18 protein-coding genes are annotated in these 21491 nt (G+C 58.5%); 5 read left to right on the top strand and 13 right to left on the bottom strand.

Going from position 1 to position 21491, the window contains the following annotated elements:
- Positions 1–34: 34 nt before the first annotated feature.
- Genes maiA through hmgA form a run of 3 tightly spaced genes read right to left on the bottom strand, consistent with a single transcriptional unit; the run spans position 35 to position 3295 of the window.
- On the bottom strand, positions 35–670 hold the full coding sequence (gene maiA, locus PSH79_RS04705; protein ID WP_305441477.1) for a maleylacetoacetate isomerase: 636 nt from the start codon (positions 668–670) through the stop codon (positions 35–37).
- A 12-nt stretch (positions 671–682) separates the two neighbouring features.
- On the bottom strand, positions 683–1987 hold the full coding sequence (fahA, locus tag PSH79_RS04700; RefSeq protein WP_305441476.1) for a fumarylacetoacetase: 1305 nt from the start codon (positions 1985–1987) through the stop codon (positions 683–685).
- A gap of 3 nt (positions 1988–1990) precedes the next feature.
- The gene (gene hmgA, locus PSH79_RS04695; protein ID WP_305441475.1) at positions 1991–3295 is read right to left on the bottom strand and encodes a homogentisate 1,2-dioxygenase; all 1305 of its coding nucleotides are present in this window, start codon (positions 3293–3295) and stop codon (positions 1991–1993) included.
- 165 nt (positions 3296–3460) lie between these two features.
- On the opposite strand from hmgA, the gene PSH79_RS04690 reads away from it, so the two are divergent.
- Entirely contained in the window at positions 3461–4261 is an 801-nt protein-coding gene (locus tag PSH79_RS04690) for an IclR family transcriptional regulator (RefSeq protein WP_305441473.1), read from the top strand.
- A 19-nt stretch (positions 4262–4280) separates the two neighbouring features.
- On the opposite strand, the gene PSH79_RS04685 is transcribed toward PSH79_RS04690, so the two are convergent.
- From PSH79_RS04685 to PSH79_RS04670, 4 genes are all read right to left on the bottom strand, one after another.
- Positions 4281–6674 (bottom strand): dermonecrotic toxin domain-containing protein, encoded by a 2394-nt coding sequence (locus tag PSH79_RS04685; RefSeq protein ID WP_305441472.1) that lies wholly within the window; start codon positions 6672–6674, stop codon positions 4281–4283.
- Between the two features lie 182 nt (positions 6675–6856).
- Positions 6857–9412: a LuxR C-terminal-related transcriptional regulator gene (locus PSH79_RS04680; RefSeq protein WP_305441471.1), complete on the bottom strand. Its 2556-nt coding sequence runs from the start codon at positions 9410–9412 to the stop codon at positions 6857–6859.
- A gap of 138 nt (positions 9413–9550) precedes the next feature.
- Positions 9551–10918 (bottom strand): DUF1329 domain-containing protein, encoded by a 1368-nt coding sequence (locus PSH79_RS04675; RefSeq protein ID WP_370872604.1) that lies wholly within the window; start codon positions 10916–10918, stop codon positions 9551–9553.
- 23 nt (positions 10919–10941) lie between these two features.
- Entirely contained in the window at positions 10942–12735 is a 1794-nt protein-coding gene (locus PSH79_RS04670) for a DUF1302 domain-containing protein (protein WP_305441469.1), read from the bottom strand.
- 697 nt (positions 12736–13432) lie between these two features.
- Between PSH79_RS04670 and PSH79_RS04665 the strand changes: the two genes are divergently transcribed.
- Genes PSH79_RS04665 through PSH79_RS04655 form a run of 3 tightly spaced genes read left to right on the top strand, consistent with a single transcriptional unit; the run spans position 13433 to position 15872 of the window.
- A complete protein-coding gene (locus PSH79_RS04665) occupies positions 13433–13963 on the top strand; it encodes a hypothetical protein (protein WP_305441467.1) in 531 nt (176 codons plus the stop codon).
- A gap of 14 nt (positions 13964–13977) precedes the next feature.
- Complete coding sequence (locus PSH79_RS04660; RefSeq protein WP_305441466.1) at positions 13978–15615, top strand: S-type pyocin domain-containing protein; 1638 nt, start codon at positions 13978–13980, stop codon at positions 15613–15615.
- Positions 15612–15872, top strand: coding sequence for a hypothetical protein (locus tag PSH79_RS04655; RefSeq protein WP_305441464.1), 261 nt, complete (start codon positions 15612–15614; stop codon positions 15870–15872). The genes PSH79_RS04660 and PSH79_RS04655 overlap by 4 nt, the downstream gene beginning before the upstream one ends.
- A gap of 43 nt (positions 15873–15915) precedes the next feature.
- On the opposite strand, the gene PSH79_RS04650 is transcribed toward PSH79_RS04655, so the two are convergent.
- The 5 genes from PSH79_RS04650 to PSH79_RS04630 all read right to left on the bottom strand — a co-directional run bounded on the left by PSH79_RS04650 (position 15916) and on the right by PSH79_RS04630 (position 19931).
- On the bottom strand, positions 15916–16827 hold the full coding sequence (locus PSH79_RS04650) for an SDR family oxidoreductase (RefSeq protein WP_305441463.1): 912 nt from the start codon (positions 16825–16827) through the stop codon (positions 15916–15918).
- Positions 16828–17052: 225 nt separating this feature from the next.
- The gene (locus PSH79_RS04645) at positions 17053–17955 is read right to left on the bottom strand and encodes an alpha/beta fold hydrolase (RefSeq protein WP_305441462.1); all 903 of its coding nucleotides are present in this window, start codon (positions 17953–17955) and stop codon (positions 17053–17055) included.
- Complete coding sequence (locus PSH79_RS04640) at positions 17955–18737, bottom strand: class II aldolase/adducin family protein (protein WP_305441461.1); 783 nt, start codon at positions 18735–18737, stop codon at positions 17955–17957. Before PSH79_RS04640 ends, PSH79_RS04645 begins: the two co-directional genes overlap by 1 nt.
- A gap of 131 nt (positions 18738–18868) precedes the next feature.
- Entirely contained in the window at positions 18869–19555 is a 687-nt protein-coding gene (locus PSH79_RS04635) for an LrgB family protein (protein ID WP_305441460.1), read from the bottom strand.
- Positions 19545–19931 carry a CidA/LrgA family protein gene (locus tag PSH79_RS04630; protein ID WP_305441459.1) on the bottom strand — a complete coding sequence of 129 codons (387 nt, stop codon included), beginning with the start codon at positions 19929–19931 and terminating at the stop codon, positions 19545–19547. The genes PSH79_RS04635 and PSH79_RS04630 overlap by 11 nt, the downstream gene beginning before the upstream one ends.
- 98 nt (positions 19932–20029) lie before the next feature.
- Between PSH79_RS04630 and PSH79_RS04625 the strand changes: the two genes are divergently transcribed.
- Positions 20030–20917, top strand: coding sequence for a LysR family transcriptional regulator (locus PSH79_RS04625; RefSeq protein ID WP_305441458.1), 888 nt, complete (start codon positions 20030–20032; stop codon positions 20915–20917).
- On the opposite strand, the gene PSH79_RS04620 is transcribed toward PSH79_RS04625, so the two are convergent.
- Positions 20907–21362: a flavodoxin gene (locus PSH79_RS04620; protein WP_305441457.1), complete on the bottom strand. Its 456-nt coding sequence runs from the start codon at positions 21360–21362 to the stop codon at positions 20907–20909. The two genes, PSH79_RS04625 and PSH79_RS04620, sit on opposite strands and share 11 nt — an antisense overlap.
- Positions 21363–21491: the final 129 nt, after the last annotated feature.

Genomic DNA, 21491 nt, shown 5'->3' with positions numbered 1-21491 from the left:
GATGCCCTGATCCCACAGGGTTTTAAGTGGAGTTTTAAGGTGTATCTGGCTGGTTGGCCGGATGCGCCTTGATGAACGCTGGATGTTCGGCAGCCAACGCCGCCACGCGAAGAATCCGCGGGTAAGCCTCAAGCGGAACGTTGAAGCGCTCTGCCGCATACAACTGCGGGATCAGGTAAACGTCTGCCACGCACGGCCACTCGCCGAAACAGAAGCCGCTGTCGCCGATCAACGGCTCAACCGTCGCCAGGCCCTGGCTGATCCAGTGACTGATCCACTCCACCACCTGCGGTTCATCGTGCCCCAACTGACGCAGCCGATTGAGCACGCTGACGTTGTGCAGCGGATGCACATCGCAACCGATCACCGCCGCGACGCCGCGCACATGGGCGCGCGCAGCGAGGTCTTCGGGCAACAGCGGCATCTGTGGATAACGTTCTTCCAGATACTCGATGATCGCCGGCGACTGGATCAGCAACTCGCCATCATCGGTACGCAAGGCCGGCACCCGTCCCTGCGGATTGACCGACAGATACGCCGCTTGCCGATGCTCGCCACCGGACGGCGCGATCAGATTGACCGGCAACGCCTGATAATCGAGGCCCTTGAGCGCCAATGCGATCCGCACCCGGTACGACGAGGTCGAACGGTAATAGGTATAGAGATCCATGAGCCGCTCCTGTCAGCGCGCCGCCAGCACTTTGCCGCGGCATTCGCCGAAGCCGATGGAAGCAAAACCGTCGCGGGCGCAACGGGCGCGCAGGATGATCTCGTCACCGTCCTCAAGGAATTTACGCACTTCGCCGGACGCCAGTTCGATCGGCTTTTTACCGCCCTCGGTGATCTCCAGCAAGCTGCCAAACTGACCGCTCTCAGGGCCGGATAAAGTGCCCGAACCGAACAGATCGCCGGCCTGCAACTGGCAACCGTTGACGCTGTGGTGCGCAACCATTTGCGCGACGGTCCAGTACATGTAGCGGGTGTTGCTCAGGGTCAGGCGATGGGCTGGCAGGTTCTGCTCACGCATGGCTTCGGTGAGCAGCAGCACTTCCAGTTCGATGTCGAAGGCGCCGCCGTCCTGATCGCGCTTGTCGAACAGATACGGCAGCGGCTGCGGATCACCTTCAGGACGTGCCGGTTGCGCGGTGCGGAATGGCTGCAGCGCTTCGGCAGTCACCACCCACGGCGAGACGCTGGTGATGAAACTCTTGGACAGAAACGGCCCCAGCGGTTGGTATTCCCAAGCCTGAATGTCGCGGGCCGACCAGTCGTTGAGCAGGCAGAAACCGGCGATGTGTTCGGCGGCATCACCGATGGCTATCGGCTCGCCCATCTCGTTGCCCTGCCCGATCCAGATCCCCAACTCCAGCTCATAGTCCAGACGCGCGCACGGGCCGAAAGTCGGCTCGCTCGCACCGGCCGGCAAGGTCTGGCCTTTCGGACGACGCACGTCGGTGCCGGACGCACGCACGGTGGAGGCGCGACCGTGATAACCGATCGGCACGTGCTTGTAATTAGGCAGCAACGGGTTGTCGGGGCGGAACAGTTTGCCAACGTTTTGCGCGTGTTCGATACCGACGTAGAAGTCGGTGTAGTCGCTGATGCGCGCCGGTAAATGCAGCTGGCAATCGACGGCCAACGGCAGCAGTTTTGCGCCTTGAGCTTCGATGTTGCCGCGCACGGTGCTGCCTTCGCTGAACAGCTCAAGCAGACGTTCGCGCAAGGCAACTCGCGCCTCACGACCGAGCGCGAAGAACGCGTTCAGCTGACCGCCGTGCATGGCTTCCACCGCCGTGCGAGCAACGCCGTCGAACAGACCGGCCTCAAGCGCCACTTGCAGATCGAAGATGTGTTCACCGATGGCGACACCGCTGCGCGGCGCCGAGTCATCAATGCTGAACACGCCCAACGGCAGGTTCTGCAACGGGAAATCGGTGTGGCCATTGGCGGAAGCGACCCAGCTGCGGGTGATGGAATTCTGCGTCATGGGTTATCTCCGGGTCGGGTCGAACGTGGCGGGCAGCGTGGCCCAGCAGGCGTCGTAAGTGGATTGCAGTTGCGGGCAGTCGAGAGCAAAACGGCTCGGGCGCAGCACTTGGCTGGTCTCGAACATGAAGGCCATGGTGTTGTCGATCTTCGCGGGTTTAAGCTCGGCGTTGATCGCTTTGGTACAGGTCTCACCGTCCGGGCCGTGGGCGCTCATGCAGCTGTGCAGCGAGGCGCCGCCGGGCACGAAGCCTTCGGCCTTGGCGTCGTATTCGCCCTGGATCAGGCCCATGAATTCGTTCATCAGGTTGCGGTGGAACCACGGCGGACGGAAGGTGTTCTCGGCCACCATCCAGCGCGGCGGGAAGATCACGAAGTCGAGGTTGGCCAGACCGTGCACGCTGGTCGGCGACGTCAGCACGGTGAAGATCGACGGGTCCGGATGATCGAAACTGACTGTGCCGATGGTGTTGAAACGGCGCAGGTCATATTTGTAAGGCACGTTGTTGCCGTGCCAGGCGACAACGTTCAGCGGTGAGTGATTGAGTTCGGTACCCCACAACTGGCCGAGGAATTTCTGCACCAGTGTGGTCGGTTGTTGCAGGTTTTCGTAGGCGGCGACCGGCGTCAGGAAGTCGCGCGGATTGGCCAGACCGTTGCTGCCGATGGGCCCCAGATCCGGCAGACGCAGTGGCGCGCCGTGGTTCTCGGCAACGTAGCCGCGAGCCTGAGGATCGAGTATCTCGACACGGAATTTCAGACCGCGCGGCAACACGGCGATTTCCAGCGGCGCCACTTCCAGCACGCCCAGTTCGGTGGCGATGCGCAGACGTCCAAGTTGCGGCACCAACAGCAGTTCGCCGTCAGCGTTGAAAAATACGCGCTCCATCGAGCGGTTGGCCGCGTAGTTATAAATACTGATCCCGTTCGGTTTCTCGGCACCGGAGTTGGCCGCCATGCTCACCAGACCGTCGATGAAATCGGTCGGCTCACTCGGGATGTCCAAAGGGTTCCACCGCAGGCGATTGGGGGTCACTTCACCCAACGGGCCGCCCGCCAGTTGCCGCTCCAGTTTGACGAACGCCGGGTGATTGGCCGACGGCTGAATCCGGTACATCCAGGTACGCCGCGCTTCACTGCGGGTCATGGTGAACGCGGTGCCGGAGAACAATTCGGTGTACAGGCCGTACGGGGCTTTTTGCGGGGAATTCTGACCAACAGGCAGTGCGCCGGGCAACGCTTCAGAGCTGAATTCGTTGCCGAAACCAGACTGATAAGCCAGCGTCGACGCGGTTGAATCGAGGTTCATGGAGCCTCCTGAACAGGGAGTCGGCAGTGGCCCATCGCTCTGGCTCAGAGGTTTCGGCACGCCGGGGTTGTTATTATCGTAATTCGATTACGCATAACGTAATTTGCTCGCTATCCAGCGTCAAGCTATAAAGACGCCCATTCGTTTTCGGATCCCGGCAGCACCATGGAAAAAACCAGCGACAGCAACGGCAAACAGAAAGTCCGCTCGGCCGAAGTCGGCACCGACATCCTCAAGGCACTGGCCGAGTTGTCGCCAGCCACGTCGCTGTCGCGCCTGGCCGAACATGTGCAGATGCCAGCGAGCAAAGTGCATCGTTATCTGCAGGCGTTGATCGCCTCGGGTTTTGCCGAGCAGAACCCCGCCACTAACCATTACGGCCTCGGCCGTGAAGCATTGCGCGTGGGCCTGGCCGCCCTCAACAGTATGGACGTGCTGAAAGTCGCCGCCCTGCCGTTGTCCGATCTGCGCGACGAACTCAATGAAACCTGTTTTCTGGCGGTATGGGGCAATCAGGGCGCGACCGTGGTGCACATCGAACCGGCAGTGCGCGCGGTGACGGTGGTGACGCAACTGGGATCGGTGCTGCCGCTGCTCAGTTCCTCGACCGGCCTGGTGTTCAGCGCCTACTTGCCGCACCGGGAAACCGACGAGTTGCGCGAACAGGAAATTGCCGTCGCCGACCATCCACTGGCCGATGAAAAGGTTTATGCGACGTTATGTGAAAAGATCCGCGAACGCGGTCTGCACCATGTGCATGGTTTGCTGATGCCGGGTGTCGATGCCTTGTCGGCCCCCGTGTTCAACGCCGTCGGGCAAGTCGCTGCCGTGCTGACTATCGTCGGTCCAACATCGTTGTTCCACGCCGACGAAAACGGCCCGGCGGCGCAGCGGTTGTTGGCTGCGACGCGGGCCGTGAGTTGGCGGATGGGGTTCGACGCAGAGGCGCGCCTCGAGGTCCGATAGTCCGCGACTTTCAGATTTGTTAAAGCAACACGGTTTTGCTGTCGCCCGCCGGCTCCTCTTTCAGAATTTCTTCCAGTAACTCCAGAAGTCGTTCATGGCCAAGGGACTGGCCGGTTGCCGAAGCGATCAGACCAACAATTGTCTTGCCATCACCCATGAGCTGAATCAGCGTTTTCTGGGCCTTGGTCGCTTCTTTACCGCCGGGCACCAGCGAAGCCAGATCCAGCAGCGCATCCTTGAAATTGTTGAATGCGCTTTCTCGATCGCCATATCTATAGGATTCGGCGCCATCCAACACGTTCTTGGTGATTTGCACCACGGTGAGCCCCACCCCTACCGGCGGGATAACCAGGCTGACGACGTTTGCGGCCAATACCGCCGTATCATATGCCAGCTTGCCGATGATTTCGTGGAGACTGGTGGTCTGCGCGTCAACATCGGAAATAATCCGCTCGATGCGTTCGTTATAACTCGCCCGCAAGGACAGCACTCGGCTGTTCAACTCAAGCCTCGGAAGTTCTTCGGAAATATTGTTGAACTCAATATTGTTGATGAACGTGCCCATGATCCGCTGATCCACGTACTTGACCCGATCATAGAAGTACTGACCCAGCCCGTGTTCCTTGATCGATTCGAAGAATTGACTCATCGGGCGAAAATGCACGCCATCAGGTGCATCAGGCGTGTAGAGGATTTCATTGATATTGCGGTTCTGTACCAGCCTGAATACATAAACCCCTTCAACCAGGCATCTTTTAACATGAAACTTGAAAACCGCACTGTACTGCACAGTGGACGCGGTCTCGCCGAAAGGCGGAAAAGAGGAAACCGGGCCTTTATCGAAGTTGGTAATCAGCGTACGTAATTGCTCAGCCACTGCGCTCGTGATTCCACCGGAGTAAAAACCAGACAGCACCGAACGGTGCATTTCTGCTTGTCGGGTCTTGAAGTGAACTTCACGCTTGAACTCGTAATCCGAATGTTGCCGATTTAAATAATCAGTACGCAGCATGGCGATGTACTTCTCTCCCGGGCGTAAAGTCCGGGACCAACTGGCCAAATGACGTATATCAAGATCAGGCAGCGCTGGATGTTTCTCGCCTACACGAAAATTTGGATAAACCCCAATGACTTCGCCCTTGAGATCGTGAACGTAAAACGGCGTTTCTTTGATAATCAACTGGGTGAGCGGAACCTTTTCCTTTTCACTCAGTTCAATGAAAATCTCGTCCGGGTTTACCTGAACGGTCTTCCCGAAGGTTGTTAACAGCTCTTCAATTCTTTGTTTGATAAGGTCGTAACAAAAGCGCTCATAAGTCTGGAAGCCGGCTTCGCGAGTGCCGACGGTATAGAGCGCTTTCAATTCAGTATTCAAACGGGCAAACGACTGACGTAATTCGCCCGACGAGTCTCGATAGGCCGCAGGATGCGCGAGACCTTCCTGCGCAAGATCCCAAGCGATCTGGTGGAAAACCGCCTCTGCAAGAATGCCCTCTGGGGCGACCGGCCACTGCATAAACGTTGCCCCTTTCCAAGCGCTGGGAAGATGCCGCAGGACCGTTGTATATTTCGCCAGTGTCGCTCTCTCCGACGGGTGTGCCTGCGAAGTCAGATAGCTCAGCCCTTGAACTGTTCTTACCCAGCCAGCAACATGAAATTCCAGCTCGCGACTATTGGGGAACTGATACCAGTCGCGGCCATCTGGCGAACCGGGTGCATACAAAGTACAACTGCCAAAGGGGTTAGCCTTGTGCTGGTAAACAATCAGATCCCTGAAACCGAACCGGTAGCCATTCATGACAAAGGCAGAGGCCGAAATACTTGGGTCGCCTTGAATAAAACGCTCGACCATCGACATGCCTGACTGATTGATATGCCCTTGCAAGGTCGCGGCAAACACGCTGTAAGCGATGCGCGCCACCAAGACATCCAACAAAGCAATTTGTACGTTGTAGTCATTAAAGGCTTTACGACGCACCTCCAGAAAATCCGAGCGAATATCAATAGCCGATAACCAGTTTTCGACGCGCAAGGGAGTCAAGCCGACAGGAACCTGTCCTTCGAAAGTCATGGCGAAGCGTTGATTGCGATCATGCAAACCGAACAGGGCCAGTTCCACAAAGGTGCGTTTGTCTTCCTGAACAAGCGTGCGCGCTCCCAAGTTGATGGTATGGCGGCAAGTGACTTTTATGTTTTCCGGATCAAGCGAAACGCCCAATGCACTGTTGAGCCATTCTTTAATACGCGTAGACGCATAAGCTTTCAGCGATGCCGCACTGCCGAGCAACTGGTCTCGCCGCGATTCCTGGCCAACCATGGCCTGTATCAACTGCTCGTAGCGCTGTTGATTTTGCGCACTGACACCAGACAGCCAGGCGGGCAGGTTACCGGCAGACGCATTTAGATTATTCATGTTCAACTCCTTACTTCCAACATTAAGCAAATGACACGACGTCATTTATCGAATGCGGCAAAGCTATCGAACATCAAAATCCATTAAAACCCAACACTCATTACTTCACATTTTAAAAAGTCATCAAACATCTCGGACAAACGACCGGACAATTAACTGACCTTCAACCTGTAACAAACAAACTACAGACTAAACCCCAGTAACTTTGCGTTCGCCACTGCCTGAGTTCGTCGCTCGACACCTAACTTTCCATGTATTCGTCGCGCGTGAGTTTTTACCGTATGTATCGAAATAAAGAGCTGATCGGCAACTTGTTGATTGGAACACCCCTTTGCAATCAGGCGCAAAACCTCCAGCTCGCGCTGACTGAGCAGACCGGAGCCACTCAAAGCCTCTGCACAGGAAGGTTCAGTGACCTTGTTGTCCAGCAATTGCGCCATATCAGGACGGCGCATTCTCAGCTCACGCTGGGCCTGATGCAGACCGTGCTGAATAGCCAGTTCAAGACCCCGGTGCAAATACCCCAGCGCCGAGGCCTGATCCCCCTGAAAGAAGGCAACCTCGGCCAACGCCAGATGCAGATCGGTTTCCAGCGAGAGCATTCTGCATCGTTGCGCCGCTTCCAGCAGCAACTGGAGGCGGCCGATCGGATTGCGAGCAGCACCAAGGCCAACCTGCGCCAGGACCAGCAGACATTCAACCCGCGGAATCAGCTCAAGTGTCGCCGGCGGTGCCTGTAATGCAGCTGACCCTTGATAGTGCCGCAGCAGACGTGTCATGGCCTCGCATACCAGCTCGGGACGTCCTTGCTGTAACCAGAACAGGCTGCTGACCTGTAACAGCACACCCCGATAAACCGTTTCCGGAATCTGCCTTTGCTGCATCAAACGCTCCGCGTCACGCAGCCATAGGAACGCCTTTTGATAATCCGCCTCGTTGGCAGCCAGTTGCGCCAGTCCCAGATAGCCATACAAAACCCGCTTGTCTTGATTGCGCTTGCAATCGTCCAGCCCCGACTGAAAAAACGCAGCCGCCGAGGCATCCAGCCCCTGACTCAGCGCAAGGCGCCCGCGACGCAAGGCAATCCGCCCCAGCAAAGGGCTCAGACGGTTCGGCTGGCGGGCGAGCAGATCATGCACGCCCGCCAGCAGACTTTCAGCCCGAGGTGCCGCACCGCGCTGCTCGAGTAATTGACCGTGATCGAGTTCAAGCAGTGCTTCGAAAACCAGCGAGCCGTGCGCCCGCGCCAGGCACAGCGCTTGGCGATTCAGCGCCTGGGCCAGATCCAGCTCGCCGCGCAACAGAGCCTGCTGGGTCAACCCTGACAAACACATCACCCGAGCGATCCAGTTCTCGGAATCGAGTACCTCCAGCGCTTGCGAAAAGCATTCGTGAGCGGCCTCCATCCGCCCTTCCAAATGCAGTAACCAGCCTTGCAACGTTTGCCAACGTGAAATCAACTCCCCCTCAAGCGCTGGCGAAGGCTGCGGCATGAACCGCCCCAGGTGCCCGATGCATTTCGCTGCCTGTTCGAAACGACCGGCAAAGAGCAACGCAGCGGTAATCAGCCCGACCAGTTGCGGAGTGCTCAGCGTCAACTCTTCACTTTGTTGCTCGTGTAATCGCAGCAACAACACGACCGTTTGCTCTTCAAATAACTGCTCGAAACTGAAGTGCTGCAAAAGGCTGATCGCCGCTTCAAACTCTTCGGCCAATAACGCTTGCTCAAATGCCGAGCGCCAGTCCTGTGCAGCGCTGAACCACTGGCACGCCCGGCGGTGCCATGTACGGCGCGATGGCCAGTGTTCCTCGCGCACAACGCGAGACAGCGGCGGAAAAATCTGCAACCAGTCGGCGGACTCATTCCACGGTTCGATAAAGCAGCCAAGCAATTGCAAAGTGCGAAGGTGTATGGCCCCCTCCCCGACGCCGAACAAGTGCTCGCACAGTTGAGCATTGAAACGCGGCATTTGTGCGAGCACGCGCCAGACTTCGGTCAGTTCCGGCGTGAGGCCACTGAAGAGTTCATGTTGCAGGTAGTCGAGCAGCGTATCGACGCGTTGCTGTGATTCAGTTGTCTGCGACCAATCGCATTTGCGCAACAGCGCCATGCGGACCCCGGCGCACCAGCCTGCGGTTCGCTGGTAGATTCGCGCTGACAGGTCGCTTGCCTGCTCGGCGGGCAAGTGCTTCAGCGCCTGGGCAATTTCTGCTTGCGTGAGCGCCAGCGTCGGGCTTTCGCACTCGTACAGTTCATCGTCGAGCAGCAGGCGGGGCCAGTTGCATTGCGGGCGTCTGCGCGTGCCGATCCACCAGACACACGCCGGACTGCTGACCGTCAGTAACCGATCAAGCAACGCGTCCAGCGCCGGATCCGGCAGGCGGCAATAGTCATCGATAAACAGCCACGTGGGCCTCGACCAGCGACTCAGCTCAGTGACCAGAGCGGACTCTGTTGTTTCGGCCAGCCCCAGCGCCTGCGCCAGTCGCAGACAAAATTCACTGGTACTCAATGCCGCGCCCGCCAGCGGTAACCAGCCGACTTCGCAGCGTGGCGGCGCCTGCAGCAGACATTCGGCAAGCAGCGCACTCTTGCCACTGCCCGCAGGCGCGCAGATCAGCCTGACCCGCGCCATCGACTCCAGCAACGGCCCGTTCAATCGCGCGCGTGGCTGGTGATGGGCAGACAGTCTGGGCAGAAATCCGGGGCGATCCAGACATGGCGTCATGGCGGTCATCGGGTAGGCCTTTTTATAGTTGTAGGCTCACCCTAGCCTTCTCCCGTCGGCTTGTTGATAAGTATTCAGCTCGCTGATTGGCGGCCATAAAAAAGGCGACCGCCCGGTCGCCTTTTTTCAACGGATGTATCAGACCCCTTACCGCACGCCCTCTGCGCGCAGGGCCGATGGCGTGTAGTCGGCAGCCTTGGCTTCGAAGCCGAACTCGAAGCTATGCTTCTCTTCGTTCTTCATCCCCAGGGCAATGTATCGACCGGCAATGATGTCGTAGAGCGCTTCGAGGGTGTAGGCCTGCGCCTGGTGATCGTAGTAGTACTGCGCGTGACCTTCGGCGACACGCCACAGTTGCCCGCGACCGTCGTAGTGGTCGGCGAGCGCTACTTGCCAGCTGTCCTCGTCAATGTACATGTGGCGCTTGGCGTAGATGTGGCGCTCGCTCGGCTTGACCGTGCCGACCACTTCCCAGACCCGGTGCAACTCATAACGGGTCAGGTCCTGATTGATGTGCCCGGCCTTGACGATGTCGTCGTACTTGAGCTTCGGCGAATCGAGTTTGTAGCTGTTGTACGGAATATACATTTCCTTCTTGCCGACCAGTTTCCAGTCGTAGCGATCCGGTGCTCCGGAGAACATGTCGAAGTTGTCCGACGTACGCAGGCCATCAGCGGCGGTGCCCGGGCCGTCATAGGCGACTTGCGGAGCGCGGCGTACACGGCGCTGGCCGGCGTTGTAAATCCACGCCAGACGCGGTTCCTTCACCTGATCGAGGGTCTCGTGCACCAGCAGCACGTTACCGGCCAGTCGCGCCGGCGCGGTCACCGACTGCTTGAAGAAGGTCAGCACGTTGGCGGCTTTTTCCGGATCGATATCCTTCATCAATTGCGGCACGGCGATCTCTTCTTCGAAGCGGATCGGCGTGTAGCTGCCGTTGGTCTGCGGCGTGACCTGGGTGATGATCCGGCGCAGGTTGCCGCCGTGATATCGGGTGATGTGGTTCCACAACACCTCGACACCATTCTTCGGAATCGGGAAGGCGTAATAGCGATTACCGGTGAAATTGGCGAGGCCGTTGCCGTCGTTGATGCTGGTAACGTTGAGTGCGCTGCGCTTGGCCGACTCGTAGATTTCTGGCGGCACGGCGACGGTGCGGTGGGTCGGATAGACCGGGATCTTGTAGGTCTCCGGGTAGCGTTTGAACATCGCCACCTGGCCATCGGAAAGCTTGCTCTTGTACTGGTCGACGTTGGCCGCGGTGATGGTGAACAGCGGTTTTTCATTGGCAAACGGGTCGGCGAGGAAGCCTTTGCTGTCCACCGCACCGGCGTTTTTCGGGATGCCGCCGGTCCATGCCGGGATCGAACCGTCAGCGTTACCGGCCTTCTCGGCGCCGAGCGGCGTCAGGCTGGTGCCGAGTTTGTTGGCCTCCTCCGCAGATACCGCGGCCATCACGTTGGCCGCCAGCAGACTCAGGGCCAGCACACCGCATTGCAGAATCATTTTGCGCATTGCTTTCATCCTTCTCGGGCAGATCAGAAGTTCACGCCGAAGCTCAGGGCGACGAAGTCACGGTCTTCGAGGACGTTGTAGTCGCCACCGAAAAAGTCGGTGTAACTGAGGCTCGCGGTGTAGGTGTTGCGGTAATCGGCATCGACGCCGACGCTGATCGCTTTCGCACCTTCGTTGAACAAACCGTTGGGGCCGTAACCGGCGACGTCGTGCGACCACGACAGGTTGGGTTTGAGGTTGATCCCGCCGATCACGTTGGCGTAATCAAGGATCGCCCGGGCGCGGTAGCCCCACGAAGTCGAGGTGACGAAGCCGTCGGTATCGCCACCGAAACCGTACTGGCCGTACACCGAGTCCCGGCCATAACGCAGCTTGCTGCGAGACTCCAGACCACCGACCCGCACCACCGCTGCTTCACCGACAACGGTCAGGCGTTCGGCGCCCAGGACCTGATCGAAAAAGTGCGTGAGGGTGCTCTGGATCTGCGTGACTTCTTTGCGCCGGTAACCCTTGTTGTCAGCGCCTGGGGAAGTCGACAGTGGTGAGGCCGTGCCGCCGGCAATAGGGTTGAGCAGCGCCAGCGTCAGGTCGTTTGTGCTGACCTGCACCGGGGCGTTTGGCCGGTAGCTGATTTCGCCGGTCCACGCGGTGCCGGTGGGCAGCGTGGTGGAGAAACTCGCGCCGTACAGACGAATGTCTTCCGGGTATTCGAGGTAGTACCCACCGCGCCCGAGCATCACGCTCTGCGCCAGCCCCGAGCCGCTGCCGGGCGCCAGGCCGTTGGCGATGCCGACCATGCCCGGCAAGGCCGCCAGGGTCGAAAGCCCTGCCGTAGTCGTGCCCACCGTCGGCGTGCGGCTGTGATAGTTCATGAAATAGAGGCCGTACTCGGTATCGTCACCCAGCCAGCGTAACGCTGTGCCCCACTGCCCGGAATCCCGCGCATCGCGATCGCCACCACGGGGAATCACCACGCCTTCGCGGGTCACTTGAATGCCTTGGCCAAACGCGGTGGTCAACGGCACCAGCGGCGCAATGGCCGGGTTGCCGACGGTGTAGCCGCTGTTGCAACCGTCCGCCGCCACATCGACGCCGAAGAACGTGCCGCAGTTGTCGAGTACGGTCTGGTCCCACTCCAGTTGATAGAAGCCTTCGACGGTCAACTGATCCGTCAGGCCTTGCGAGCCGAACAGCATGTTCACCGGAATCAGGCCTTCCTTGATCTCTGCGCCGGGACGCCGGAACGCCGAGACGTCGATCGGGTTGATGCTGTTGATCGAGTTGCCGATGAAGGTACTTTCGCCCCAGCTCACCACTTGTTTGCCGGCGCGTACGGTGCCCGGCAGATCGGCAATGGAATAGTTGTGATAGACGAATGCATCGAGAATCTGCGCGCCGGACGACTTGGCGCCCTCCTTGCGGCCCTTGTCGCTGATCTGTTTAAACTCGCGGTCTTCATCCTTGAGTTCGAAGTCGTACCAGTACTTGCCACGCACGAACACACCGGTGTCACCGTACTTCAGTTCTAGATCGTGAATGCCTTTGACGATTTTCGAGAAGGTCTCGCCCTTCTTGAAGTTCAAGCGCCCGTCATCACCGGTGGAGGATTGCCCGGTACCACCGTTGACCGTGCCGACCAGCGACTTGTCGGCATCGCGCATGCCCCAACTCGCCCCCACCGACAGCGACGAATCGAACGTGCCCTCGATTTCCCCGATGTTGAACGAAACCGCTTGCGCCTGGGCACAGCAACCCAGAGCCACCGCGGCTGCCAGCGCCTGCGGTGTGAAGATGGCGCGCATTGTTGTTTTTGTCATGCGTCTTCCCCGGTGAGTGACAGAAGGCCCCACCCTACTGCCGAGTGAACGGGTCGATAAGCGCACCAAGGAGGTATTCGTGTTGTCGCTCGAAAGGATGAATGGCTTTGCGGAGCGGGGCTTTGCGCGGGTCATGAGTCGGCTGGATAGTTGATCATCAGCGCAACGCATGGTGCGAGGCACTGTTGCATGCCCCGTAACAGTGCATGTCCGGAATCGCTATTTTTCCTACAGATTCAAATCCGTATTCTGAGCGGGCTTTCACGGGATACGCCGCAAAGCCCCCAGCCTTGGCTACTGAGTAAATCAGGCCATTGCTGACAGATTTCAGATCAATCGAAGGTGTTCGGTTGATCACCCCGGTGTTCACTGACGTTGATTTGTAGCTCCTTGATCCAACGTCTTACCTTGGCCGCTGCGTTTGCAGCGGCCTTTTTTATGGGCGCAGGGTTTTCAAGACAAAGGTTGTGGGAAAAACTTTTCAGTTCACCTGATTTCGAGTAGGAAACGTCTTTTTACTTCGAAGAATATTCCGCGTCATCTCTCATTGCCCAGAACCATCTCGCATTCTTCCAAGTAAATCCCCACGTAGTTCTCGGATTCATTCCCGACCCTTTTGTTGTAACTTTAAATAACAGGAAGCAATTGAAGTAAAACAATTTTGATTAGTTACACGCACATTCAAAAGGATATGAATATGCAAAAGCCCCCAACGTGGGAGTTGACTGAGGCTGTCCACACTACAGCGATAGCCCCCATACATATTCCAGTAGCGACTGGAACCGGAACATCAATTCCAAACAGTGGCATGTTTGGCCCGCATGACTTTGGACCGCAAAATATAATTATCGCCAATTCACATACGATTAATGCCACCAAAAAAGCCTTTGAGCAGGAGTATCAATCGCGCACCAACCAACTGGCACAAACAATCGAGCACGAACTCGCTGCCACGCGCCTGGAGGGTTCTACTCATCCGCTGCCTCCAGCGGACGCGATCGTTCGAGAACTCGGCGTTCGCAACACGCTGCTACTGCGCAAATCATCTGAGCTTCATCAAAAAACAGCCCTGGCGAATCTGTTCTATGGGGGCACCCCACTGAACCGGAGCCTGCTCGACTTCTATCGAAAAGCTTCAACCATAGAAGCTCCGGTCATGCCCGGGGGGGGGCGGCGATGCGCGCCTGGGCAGCGTCGTATAGAGCGGCTCATGACGCAAAGCTTTTGACGCAATCGATTCAGATGCTCAATCAGCAACATGTGCAGGTACTCAACTGGTTGGCATCTGTGCAGGCCAGTGATCAAGCGCAAATCGCTGCTCGGCAGCAAGCACAGTGGGCTGCTGCCGAACTGGCGCGCATCAATGAACAGGCACGACTCGCCGCGCTGACAGAGGCCGCACGACGGCAAAAAGAGCAGCTGGAAATTCAGGCCCGTGAACAGCTGCGACTCGCGGCGCTAGCTGAAGCGCAACGGCTGGCAGTTGAACAGGCACAAATCGCTGCTGAAGCGGCTACGCAGCAATTAGCCGCCGAGCAGGCACGCCTGCAAGCGCAAGCGGATATCCAGCGCCGCAGCGAAGAACGCCGGCAGTTGGCCGAAAAAACGCGTCAGGAAAAACAGCAGAAAGCCCTGCGCAAAGCACAAAAGCGCCAGCGCAAAAAAGCGCGCAAGACCGCCAAGGCGCATGCGCAACAAGCGGTCGAAGACGCCTCACGCAGGCAACCTCCGGCTTTTGCCTACGCCGGTGCAACGGCTGCATTTGGCCCTACCTTTACCGGACCACTCGGCGGTTTTGGCAATAACCCGGCGACCGCTCTGGCGCTTCGAGCCGCGCTTCGAACGGCAGTTTCCCTTGCATTGGCAGCCATATCCACAGCTGCCGCACCAGTGATCGTCGGCTTCGCGGCGCTGCTCGTCCCCTCGAAGCTGGGCAACGGCGATCTTTATTCTGCAAGCATTCCATTGTCCGACCTCGCACCCGATCTGAACGAAGACCTGCATAAGTTGGCGGCGACCCGGGGTGAAATCGATCTGCCCCTCAGGCTGGGTTCGATAACGACAGGTAACAAGTTCGAGCTCGTTGTTGTTACGACGGACGGCGTGACAGTTTCCGCCAGTGTGCTCGTGAGAGCGGCCCATTTCGACACCAATAAAAACGCTTACATTTCCACCGCCAGCAACACCAATGGCCCCACGCTGACGTGGACGCCATTGGTCAAACCGCTGGATCCTTCGACGGATTTGCCGCCGGCCGATATGGACCTGCCGATCTACGACGGCGTCGAAATCGTACCGGGCGAGGGACGATTAGATGCGTTTCCCGAACTGGATCGGTATGGGTTTGGCGGGTTTATCACGGTGTTTCCGGGTGAGTCTGGCATTCCGCCGTTGTGGGTGGTCTTCAGCAGTCCATATGGGGGAGGAGAACAAGCTGGCGAACACAGCGGTCGCGCATTCAATCCAAAAGAAACCGGCGGCTCAATTCTTGAACTGGACTGGGCGACTACAACTGCAACATTGGAAGGAGCAAGTATTGTGAGACTTCACATTTCCAAATTTCCTGAATCGGCCGCCAATAGAGTGATGCTCGACAGGCTGGAAAGTATAATTCGGGGAGAGCTCGAAGCGACGGATACAGACAAACGCTTCTACACTCATGAGCTGCGGGAGTTCGAAAGATTCAAAGCCTTGGGATATGGCGACACCGAGCGGCCTGATCCGGATTCTCCGGTGTGGAACAATGTTCACACAGCAACATTGGAAGATTTCAAACTGAAGGATGACGCATCTCTGCTTTACACACCTGAAGCGCTGGCCGCAGCCGCCGACCAAGAAGAACGTGAATATCAGCAGTTGCTGAAGGAAATGTGGAAATGAACAAAGTCGAGCAGATTGTCAAAAATGAACCTCTGGATGACATCGTTGCTGTATTCGCACTGGTCAAACCGAATCCACATCTGGATATGATGATCAGACGCTATAACAGCGAAATCCTCAGAGAGTACGGCTCGCTTGAAAGTGCTTATTCTCGGCTTTTCGCCGCCGGTGTATTGGCCATTGGAGATCGCGGTCTGGCGATCAAAGGGCCCAACTGGTCACCTCCCCAGTTCATGATCGAAAACAGATATTCCTGACTGTCCAAGCGGCCACCGAGACTTCGCTCGGTGGCCGCTCCACTTACAAAGAATACTTCTGCAAATTCGCCATCATTTCCTTCAGCGCTTCAATGTTGTCCTGCGGATGCGCCGCGCCCTCGAAATCACAGATCTGCTGCCAGTGCGCGGCGACATCTTCCGGGCTGAAGCCGGCACGCGGATCAAACCCGGCGCCGAGGCTGCGCTCCCAGCGCACTTTGCCCATCCAGCCGCCGCCGACTTCGAACAGGCCCGAGGTTTCCTGGCAGTTTTCGCTAGCCAGATACACCACCAATGGGCTGATCAGTTCCGGTTTCAGTTGCTCGAACACTTGCGGCGGGATCAAGCCTTCGGTCATGCGGGTGCCGCCAGTCGGCGCTATGGCGTTGACCAGGATATTGTTCTTGCGCCCCTCGATGGCCAGCGTACGGGTCAAACCGTAGAGGCCAAGTTTGGCCATGCCGTAGTTGGACTGGCCGAAGTTGCCGTAGATGCCCGAGGTCGAGGCGGTGAAGATCACGCGGCCGTAGTTTTGCTCGCGAAGGTGCGGCCATGCGGCGCGGGTGACTTTGTAGGCGCCTTCGACGTGGACGCGGTAGACCAGATCCCAGTCGGCGTCGTCCATTTTGTGGAAGGTCTTGTCGCGCAGGATCCCGGCGTTGTTGACCACGACGTCGACGCGGCCGAAGGCGTCGAGCGCGTTCTGTACGAGTTTGTCGCCGTCGGTGACCGAGTCGTGGTTGGCTTCGGCGATGCCGCCGGCTTCGCGGATTTCTGCGACCACACGGTCTGCGGCGGAAGCGTTGGCGCCTTCGCCCTGGGTCGAGCCGCCGAGGTCGTTGACCAGCACTTTGGCGCCCTGTTTGGCGAACAGCAGTGCGTGTGCGCGTCCAAGGCCACCACCGGCTCCGGTGACGATTACGACTTTATCTTCGAAACGCACAGACTCATTCATCACGGCAACTCCAGCAGGCCTAGGGACAGTTCTCCGAGTGTCAGGCACGGGGCTTTCGGTCACAACAAACACAGCTGGGGCTGAATGGTGCGCGATAAGGCTGGGGGATGATGCGCATAGTCGAAAGATCAAAGATCAAAAGATCGCAGCCTTCGGCAGCTCCTACACCAACACATGAAGGAGCTGCCGAAGGCTCGGGCCGCGTTCGGACGATCTTTTGATCTTTCAGGAACACGCTACTTTGCGCGGTGGCAGCACGAAGCGTTCGCGAAACGCCAGGTAATGCTTGAGCACCTGCACCGGCGCCTCGGTCTGCGGATAGTGGCCGATGCCTGGCAGCAGCACAGTGTCTGCATCGGCAATCAGCTCGCGGTAACGCTCGACCATGTGCGCTCCGGAGATCGGATCGACCTCTCCATCAATCACCCGCAACGGCACTTCACCGCGCTGCATCGCCGCCACCCAGCGGTCACGTTGCACCCGGCGTTCGGGGATGTAGCCGATCAGTTTGTGCATGATCCGCGGGCCGTGATTGCTGTCGATCAGGCTCCAGAAATCATCCAGCTCACTTTCGCTCGGGCGGGTCTGCGGGCCGAAGATCTGGCGGAAGCTTTTCACCAGCGCGTCTCGGGTAAACGCACGACCGATCATCCAGCCCAATGGGCTGAGCAGCAGTTTTTGCATCAACACCGGACGATGGGTTTCAGGGAACAGCCCACCGTTGAGAAATACGCAACTGGCGACCTCGATCTGCTCTTCGTAATGCCGGGCGAGCAGTTCCTGCGCGACGCTGTCGCCATAGTCGTGGGCGAGGATGTGCACCGGTTGTTCCACCTGCAAATGCGCGAGCAACGCCTGTTGCAGATCAGCTTGCTCCAGCAGGCTGTAGCTGTGATTGAGCGGTTTGGCCGAATCGCCAAAACCGAGCATGTCGCAAGCGATCACGCGATAACGCTGGGCCAGTGGTTGCCACAGGTAATGCCAGTCCCAACTGGCGGTCGGGAATCCATGGATCAGCAGCAACGGCTCACCCTGCCCCGTCATCCAGTAGCGGATCAACTGGCCGCGAAAAACAAACGTCTGGCTGCGCTTACGCCAGACACACAGAGGAATCTCGGCAAGAGGCATTAGAGTTTATATCCAGAGTCGTGTTTATCGAGTTTGCGCAGCAACGCCGGCCAGGCCAGCGCGCCCCCCATGCCTTGAGCACTTTTGGTGACGCCGGCGATCATCGCCTTGGCGCCCGCCAGGATCTGCGGTTCGATGGCGATGAGTTCAGCGCCGCCGGTCTGGGCCATCACCTGGATGTCGCAGGCGCGCTGGAAGGTGAACATCATCAGAAAGGTATCGGCGATGGTGCCGCCACAGGTCAGCAGACCGTGGTTGTGCAGCATCAGGAAATTGTTCTCGCCCAAGTCGGATTGCAAGCGCGCCTTCTCTTCGTGGTTCAGCGCAACACCTTCATAGCCGTGGTAGGCCAGGCTCGACAGCACGAACAATGATTGCTGGCTGATCGGCAACACGCCCTGCTTCTGCGCCGACACCGCAACGCCCGAAGCCGTGTGCGTATGCAGCACGCAAACCACATCGTGCCGCACTTCGTGTACCGCGCTGTGAATGGTGTAACCCGCCGGGTTGATTTCGTAAGGGCTGTCCATGAGTTTGTTACCGGCCTGATCGACTTTCACCAGGCTCGACGCAGTGATTTCGTGGAACATCAGGCCGAACGGATTGATCAGGAAATCTTCGGTGCCCGGCACCTTGGCGGAAATATGGGTGAAGATCAGATCGTCCCAGCCATGCAATGCGACCAGACGATAACAGGCGGCGAGATCGACTCGGGTCTGCCATTCCGCGGCGCTGACCTGGTCTTTGACATTAAGGGACGATTGGACGGGGGCTACGCTCACTGTATGCACCTCTGCGTTCTTATTGTTTTGCTCGTGTCAGCAGTCTAGTCAGGTGCAGACGATCGCGTAGTTGCATTGCCAGCCAGCTTGATGACTGAGCGGGTCAGCAACGCAAACACCTTGGATCCAGGTCAAAGCAACGACGCCAACAACGGCGCGGCGAACAGGTTGAGCAAACCGGTCAACACCATCACCAGACCCGCCACAGAGCCTTCTTCGCCGCCGACTTCATGCGCCCGACTGACGCCAGCACCGTGCGCACCGACACCGAACAGCGCGCCACGCGCCAAGGCGCTGCGCAACGGCAAACACTTCAAGAGCACCCCGCCGAGCATCGCGCCGAACACGCCAGTGAACATCACGAACACTGCGGTCAGTTCCGGCACGCCACCCAGATCATGCGCCAACGGCATGGCGAACGGCGTGGTGATCGAACGCGGCACCAGTGACATCGTTACCGAACTGTCCAGCGCCAACGCCTTGGCCAGGCCGAACGAGGTGCCGATCGATGCCGCACTGCCGGCCACCATGCCCAGCAGCAATGCTGACCAGTGCCGCATCAGCAGGCGCCGCTGCTGCCAGATCGGCACGGCGAAGGCGACGGTAACCGGCCCAAGCACCAGCATCAGCCAATGGGTGTTGCTCGAATATTCGGCGTAAGCAGTGTGCAGCGGCACGGCGAGTGCCAGCAGCAACGCCGGCACCAGAATCAGCGGTGACAACAGGTATCGCCCGGTGCGGCGATAAATCCAGCGGCTGAACAGGTACGCCAACAGGGTGAAGGCGAGCCAGAACATCGGCATCAGTTCAAGCTTCATGGGAACGCCTCAGGCGGACAGCCAACTCCACGGTGTACGCCGTCACCAGCATCACCATCAATGTGCTGGCGGCGATTACCAGCAGAATCCGCCAGCCGTCATTGCGTAGCAGCGCGCCGTAATCCAACAGGCTCATAAGCGCCGGAATAAAAAACAGCAGCATCTCGGCCATCAGTAAGCCTGCGCCCAGTTGCAGTGCTGCGGGTTTGATCCAGCCAAAGGCGAACGTCAGCAGCAACAGCGCCATGCCCATCACGCCGCCGGGAATCGGCAGGGCCAGCCAAGCGGCGAGTTGGCAGCCGAGCAGGTAGAGAGCGAGCAACACGGCCAGCTCGGCGAATAAACGGGAAAGATACTTTAGGGTGGCGGCGTTCATAGGGTTTTGCTCCTGACTGGGGCTCATTTTACGAAGCGCCCTGCCATCCCCGAAGCGAATTGTTAGACTCAAAGCCATTCCAAAACGGAATCAGGCAAATGGAATTCAAACAGCTACGCAGTTTTGTCGAAGTCATGCATCAGGGCGGGTTTACTCAAGCCGCGAAAACCCTGCACATCAGTCAATCGGCGGTGAGTAAACAAGTCGCGCAACTGGAACAGAGCCTCGGCACGCCGTTGCTCGAACGGCTGGGTTCACAGTTGCGCCTGACCGCCGCCGGAAGCGTGGTACTGCAACGGGCCGAAGGCATGCTGCGCTTGCGCAACGAGTTGCTCGTTGAACTGGACGACCTCAGTCACCTGGCCCGTGGCGAATTACGCCTCGGTTTACCGCTGCTGGGCAGTGATGCCCTGTTTGCCGGGCTGTTTGCCGAATACAGACGACGCTATCCGAACATCAGCATTCAGTTGCTTGAGGGGGGTAGTCGCAACATTGAGCAAGCGGTGTTGAGCGGTGAACTGGAGTTGGGCGGCAGCCTGTTGCCAAAAGATCCACAGTTCGACTTTCAGCCGTTCTGCGACGAGAGACTCGACGCCCTGTTACCCATGGATCATCCATTGGCGACACGGGGTGAGATTGGCCTGGAGGAGTTGGCCGATACGCCGTTTCTGCTGTATCAGCGCAGCTTCGTGCTCAACGACCGCTTGCTGCAAGCCTGTCAGCAAATGGGCTTCACGCCGAAGGAAGGCGGGCGCAGTGGTCAGGCGGATTTTCTCGCGGCACTGGTGGCTGCCGGGCAAGGCGTGGTGCTGTTGCCCAGCGTGGTCGCGCGCGGCCTGGTACGACCCGGCGTGGTGCGCCTGACCTTGAGAGCGCCGGACTATTTGCGCTGGGACATCGCGTTCATCTGGCGTCAGGGTGCTTATCTGTCTAACGCTGCACAAGCCTGGCTGGCGCTGCTGCGCGAGGGTGCGATCAGCCCTTGAGTGAGCCGATCAGATCCGCCAGCCAAGGCTCGGCATCGGTTTCCGGGGTGACGCTTTCGCTGGCGTCGATGCGCAGCATGTCCTGCACTTCACGCAGGCCAAGCTCGGCGAACAGTTCACGCATTTGCTCACCGCCACCGCAAAAAGTATCCCCGTAGCTGGCATCGCCCAAGGCAATCACTGCGCCCGGCAAACCGCGCCAGGCGGCCGGCAATTGATCACGAATGGTCGAATACAGCGGTTGCAGGTTGTCCGGCAATTCGCCCATGCCGGTGGTCGAAGTCACCGCGAGAAATGCTTCAGGTGCGAAAGACTGGATATCGGCCAGGCTGGCGCGCGGGTTGTAGAAGGTTTCAAAGCCGGCGGCTTTCAGCAGGTTCTGGGCGTGGCGGGCGACTTCTTCGGCGGTGCCGTAGACCGAACCGGAGAGGATGGCGACTTTCATCAATCTGATCCTGAAACTGAAAAAAATGAGCGGCGATAGTAACAGCCTGAGCCGCGAAGTTGGATCAGCCTCTCAATCAGTGCTGGTGGCCTATAGACAGCTTCCACTGATCTTCTAAAATGCCTGCCA

Source organism: Pseudomonas sp. FP2196 (genome assembly GCF_030687715.1).
GTDB lineage: Bacteria > Pseudomonadota > Gammaproteobacteria > Pseudomonadales > Pseudomonadaceae > Aquipseudomonas.
Note: the sequence above shows the minus strand (reverse complement) of the source record. Positions and strands in the feature narration are given on the sequence as shown.